Source organism: Mesorhizobium sp. M2A.F.Ca.ET.067.02.1.1 (assembly GCF_004023285.1).
GTDB lineage: Bacteria > Pseudomonadota > Alphaproteobacteria > Rhizobiales > Rhizobiaceae > Mesorhizobium.
This window is the reverse complement of record NZ_RZSB01000490.1, coordinates 1-4,605: the sequence shown is the minus strand read 5'-3', so window position 1 is coordinate 4,605 and position 4,605 is coordinate 1. Positions and strand designations below refer to the sequence as shown.

The following is a 4,605-nucleotide window of genomic DNA, read 5'->3' as shown; positions in this document are numbered from 1 at the left end:
CTGCATGATACCCCCTGGTCGAAGACCAAAGGTGATCCTGCACCAAATCGAAGAAAAAATCAGCCGCCGGTGACGCTCATATGCCGCGAGACCGAGGGACGGCTGGTGCGGCGGTCGATGATGAAATCATGGCCCTTGGGCTTGCGGCCGATGGCCTCGTCGATCGCCGTGTCGAGCAGTTCGTTGCCTTCGGAGGCGCGCAACGGGGCCCTGAGGTCGGCGGCGTCTTCCTGGCCAAGGCACATATAGAGGGTTCCGGTGCAGGTCAGCCGCACGCGGTTGCAGCTTTCGCAGAAATTATGCGTCATCGGCGTGATGAAGCCGAGCCGGCCGCCGGTCTCGGCGACATGGACGTAGCGGGCAGGGCCGCCGGTCTTGTAGGGGATATCGGCGAGCGTGAACTGGCGCTCCAGCGAGGCGCGCAGCATCGACAGCGGCAGATACTGGTCGGTGCGGTCGGCCTCGATCTCGCCCATCGGCATCGTCTCGATGAGGGTGAGGTCCATGCCGCGGCCATGCGCCCAGCGCATCAGCTCGGGGATCTCGGCATCGTTGAAGTCGCGCAGCGCGACCGCATTGAGCTTGATCTTCAGCCCGGCCTTCTGCGCGGCATCGATGCCTTCCATCACCTTGCCGAGGTTGCCCCAGCGCGTGATCTGGTGAAATTTTTCGGCGTCGAGCGTATCGAGCGAGACATTGATGCGTTTGACGCCGCAGTCGGCGAGCTCGGCGGCGAAGCGCGAAAGCTGCGAGCCGTTGGTGGTCAGCGTCAGTTCGTCCAGCGCGCCGCTTTGGAGATGCCGCGACAGCTGGCGTACCAGATGCATGATGTTCTTGCGCACCAGCGGCTCGCCGCCGGTCAGTCTAAGCTTCTTCACGCCCTTTTCGACGAAGACGGTGCAGAGCCGGTCGAGCTCCTCGAGCGACAGCAGATCCTTCTTCGGCAGGAAGGTCATGTTCTCGGCCATGCAATAGGTGCAGCGGAAATCGCAGCGGTCGGTGACCGATACGCGCAGATAGCTGATCGTGCGACCGAAGGGGTCGATCATATCCATTGCAAGCGTTTCCCGTGGCCTGAGCGGCATCGTTATATATGGCTATGTGATACGATCCAATGCCGCATTCAAGATAGAAGGTCTCGGTCTTTGGTAACATTCCCCGACCGACATCGTATGTCGGCTGGCCTCAAGTGGCTTTCCGCATGGCGCGAAGCGGCGTAGGGAAGGGGGCAACCAGAGCATGATGCCGTGAAGCGGTTTTTCGGACGACATCATGCTCTATCTCTTTGACTAGAGACGGATTCAGATTTCAGGTCGATTCGACCAGAAATCATCCGTCTCTAGACAGGACCAGTCATGACCGCGCCAAAGGAACTCAGGGTCTCGAAAGACCGCAAGCTCTTGACCGTGACCTTTCCGGGCCATCAGCCGTTCGAATTGCCGGCGGAGTTTCTGCGCGTGGCTTCGCCATCGGCGGAAGTGCAGGGCCATTCGCCGGAACAGCGGGTGACGGTCCCCGGCAAGCGCAATGTCGCAATCCTCAAGATCGAGCCGGTCGGGAACTACGCGGTGCGCATCACCTTCGACGATTTTCATGACACCGGCATCTTCACCTGGAACTATCTGCATACGCTCGGCCACGAAAAGGATGAGCGCTGGAACGCCTATCTCGCCGAACTGGCCGAGAAGGGGCTGAGCCGAGACCGCTAGTTGTGCGGGTGGCAATCCAATGTCGGCAGCCGGGCTGTCGTCAAGGCGTCATGGACGTGGAGTAGCGCCGGCAAAACGTCAGGAGACGAAGAATGTCGCGCATCACATCGGTCGAACAACTGGAGGCTCTCTACGGCCTGCCGGGCGAGGCCTCGGTCGTCAAGGAACTCGACCATGTGATTCCCGAATATGCCGCCTTCATCGAGGCCTCGCCCTTCGTGGCGCTGGCGACCAGCGGGCCGGAGGGGCTCGACTGCTCGCCGCGCGGCGATCTCGCCGGTTTCGTGCGCCTCGTCGACGACAAGACGCTGATGATGCCGGACAGGCGCGGCAACAACCGCGCCGATTCGCTGAGGAACATCATTCGGGATCCGCGCGTGGGACTGCTCTTCCTTGTGCCGGGCTCGGGCACGACGCTGCGCGTCAACGGCCGCGCCCATATCACGACCGATGCCGGGCTATGCGCCTCCTTCATGGTCGACGGCAAGCCGGCCCGCTCGGTCACCGTCATCGATGTCGCCACGGTCTATTTCCAGTGTGCCCGAGCCATCGTGCGCTCGGAACTCTGGAACCCAGCCAGGCATGTCGACCCGAAGTCGCTGCCGACGCCCGGCCAGATCCTCGAGGTCACCAGCCGCAAGAACATCGACGGCGAAGCCTATGACAAGGAATGGCCTGAAAGAGCCAAAAAGACGATGTGGTAAGCCTGAAAGTCAGGCTTCCTTCAGGACGTCGGCGATCTTGCGCATCTGCTCGCCGATCATGTCGCACTGTTCGGGCGTCGACTGGCTCATCGCCTTCTCGATCAGCGCCATGTGAACTTTCAGCGCCTTCATCAGCAGGGCCTCGCCCGCCTCGGTGAGGTTCAGCCGCAGCACGCGCTTGTCCTTCTCGTCGCCTTCGCGCCGCAGCGGCCGCGCCCCTCGAGTTGCGGCAACAGCATCGTGATGTTGGAGCGGCCGACCAGGAGCTTGCGGGCAAGGTCGTGCTGCGACATGCCGGGGTGGCGGTAGAGGTTCATCAGCACGTCGAGCTGCGCCGGCTTCAGGTCGAGCGGGGCGAGCTTCACGGCAAGCGTGCGCTCCAGCACATGGCAGGCGCGCGCCACCGCGACCCAGTTGCGAAAACGCGGGTTGTCCCAGGGCAGCTCTTGCTTAATGTTCATGTTTGAACTATCATGTTCATGCTTGAACGAATGGATGGACTGCCAATATGGCATCATTTGGAATGAAGGTCATCCGGGGCGTTTTCGGCGCGGCCGAGCATGTCGCGCCGCGCCTCAGTGGTCGCGCCGCGTTCGAATTGTTTTGCCGGACACCCAGCGTCAAGGCGTTGAGCGACGGCGAACGCCGGGCCGTCGAACGCGCATCAGCCTTCATGGCCGAGGCGCGCCATCACCGGCTGAAGACAAGGACGGATTGCGTGGCCGTGCACGAATTCCGGCCGGAGCCGGGCAGGGAGCCGCGCGGCACCGTGCTCGTCATCCATGGCTGGCGCTCGCGCACCGAATATATGCGGGCCTTGATCGAAGGGTTTCGCGGCGCCGGATACAAGGTCGTCTCGCTCGACCTGCCTGGGCATGGCCATTCGCTCGGCCGCCATCTGAACATGGTGAATGCGGTGGAAGCGGTGCGTGTCACAGGCGAATGGTTCGGTCCCTTTGCCGCCGTGGTCGGCCACTCCTTCGGCGGCGCGGTTGCGGCCAATGCCGTCGCCGCGTCGGTCAAGGGCATGCCGCCGCTCAAGGTGCAGAAGCTGGTCTTGATTGCCGCGCCGAGCTCGCTGCCGGCAATCTTCGACGATTTCAGCCACAGGCTCAATGTCGGGCCGCGCTCTCGCGTTGCGATGGCGGACAGGGTGAAACACCTTTCCGGCCGGCCGCTCAGCGAATTCACCGGCGACCGCCAACTGGCCGAGGCGCCGGTGCCGACGCTGATCATCCACGCACCGGACGATCGCGAGGTCCACGCCGACCATGCCAGGCGTTACGCGGGCGCCGGCGAGCACGTCCACCTGCACTGGGCCGATGGGCTCGGCCACCGCCGCATCCTCGCCGACAGAAATGTCGTTGCACGCGCCGTTGGCTTCGTGACCGAGCAGCGGGAAGCGATCCTGCACTAATCAGCCTATCAGTCCGCCTTCTTCTGCCCCGGCTCGACCGGCAGGCCGGCCGCCTTCCAGGCGGTGTAGCCGCCGAGGATATGTTTGACCGGGGTCAGGCCCATGTCCTGCGCCGTCTTGGTCGCTAAAGCCGAGCGCCAGCCGCCGGCGCAGAAGAAGACGAAGGTCTTTCCCGAGGCGAAGAACGACTTGTGGTAGGGGCTTTCGGGATCGATCCAGAATTCCAGCATGCCGCGCGTCACATGCTTGGCGCCGGGGATCTTGCCGTCGCGCTCGACCTCGCGCGGGTCGCGCAGGTCGACGAAGATCGTGTCGTCATCCTCCAGCAGCCCTGCGGCCTCCTCCGGCGACACGACCTCGATCTCGGCATTCGCCTCGTCAAGCAGCTGGCGATACCCTTTCTTCACGGCAAATCCTCCCGGCCACCTTTGCTGCGATACCGCCAGAATTTCGATCACAAAGCCTGGTGTTTGTCACGCGGGTCAGGCGAGGGCGCCGCCAACGCCTGATTGTTTTCGAGGCCGGGGCGAACGCTGCTCCTGGTCTCACGATGATGTGAAACTGTTCTGCAACAGGGCTTCGAAAATTTATGGAAGCTTAACGAAATCGGTATGAATCGGTATAGTCACGTCATAGATCCGCCATGCGGAGGGCGGGACCGTCCAGCGGCGCGGAACGGGAACCGGCCACAACCGGTGCGGGTGAAGCATGAAAATCCTCGGGAACAAAAAAGCCGTCCTGCCGATCGCGGTCGCGGCGACGCTTGCCTTCGGGC

Annotated in this window: 5 protein-coding genes and 1 pseudogene; 3 read left to right on the top strand and 3 right to left on the bottom strand. The window is 62.9% G+C overall.

Annotation, left to right across the window (positions count from 1 at the left end; translation table 11 throughout):
- Positions 1-59: 59 nt before the first annotated feature.
- Complete coding sequence (moaA, locus tag EOA28_RS25810; RefSeq protein ID WP_127250598.1) at positions 60-1,055, bottom strand: GTP 3',8-cyclase MoaA; 996 nt, start codon at positions 1,053-1,055, stop codon at positions 60-62.
- 300 nt (positions 1,056-1,355) lie between these two features.
- Between moaA and EOA28_RS25805 the strand changes: the two genes are divergently transcribed.
- Positions 1,356-1,709, top strand: coding sequence for a DUF971 domain-containing protein (locus EOA28_RS25805; protein WP_040982795.1), 354 nt, complete (start codon positions 1,356-1,358; stop codon positions 1,707-1,709).
- 92 nt (positions 1,710-1,801) lie between these two features.
- Entirely contained in the window at positions 1,802-2,413 is a 612-nt protein-coding gene (locus tag EOA28_RS25800) for a pyridoxamine 5'-phosphate oxidase family protein (RefSeq protein ID WP_127250599.1), read from the top strand.
- A 9-nt stretch (positions 2,414-2,422) separates the two neighbouring features.
- On the opposite strand, the pseudogene EOA28_RS25795 reads toward EOA28_RS25800, so the two are convergent.
- Positions 2,423-2,874: pseudogene (locus EOA28_RS25795) on the bottom strand (MarR family transcriptional regulator).
- Positions 2,875-2,921: 47 nt separating this feature from the next.
- On the opposite strand from EOA28_RS25795, the gene EOA28_RS25790 reads away from it, so the two are divergent.
- Positions 2,922-3,830 (top strand): alpha/beta fold hydrolase, encoded by a 909-nt coding sequence (locus EOA28_RS25790; protein ID WP_127386328.1) that lies wholly within the window; start codon positions 2,922-2,924, stop codon positions 3,828-3,830.
- A gap of 8 nt (positions 3,831-3,838) precedes the next feature.
- Here EOA28_RS25790 and EOA28_RS25785 read toward each other — a convergent pair whose 3' ends face one another.
- Complete coding sequence (locus EOA28_RS25785) at positions 3,839-4,237, bottom strand: rhodanese-like domain-containing protein (RefSeq protein ID WP_127252633.1); 399 nt, start codon at positions 4,235-4,237, stop codon at positions 3,839-3,841.
- Positions 4,238-4,605 lie beyond the last annotated feature (368 nt).

Bases quoted from the DNA above. Each gene is read 5' to 3' on its own strand.
- EOA28_RS25800 (WP_127250599.1), top strand. From the start codon at position 1,802: ATGTCGCGCATCACATCGGTCGAACAACTGGAGGCTCTCTACGGCCTG.
- moaA (WP_127250598.1), bottom strand. From the start codon at position 1,055: ATGGATATGATCGACCCCTTCGGTCGCACGATCAGCTATCTGCGCGTA.
- EOA28_RS25805 (WP_040982795.1), top strand. From the start codon at position 1,356: ATGACCGCGCCAAAGGAACTCAGGGTCTCGAAAGACCGCAAGCTCTTG.
- EOA28_RS25790 (WP_127386328.1), top strand. From the start codon at position 2,922: ATGGCATCATTTGGAATGAAGGTCATCCGGGGCGTTTTCGGCGCGGCC.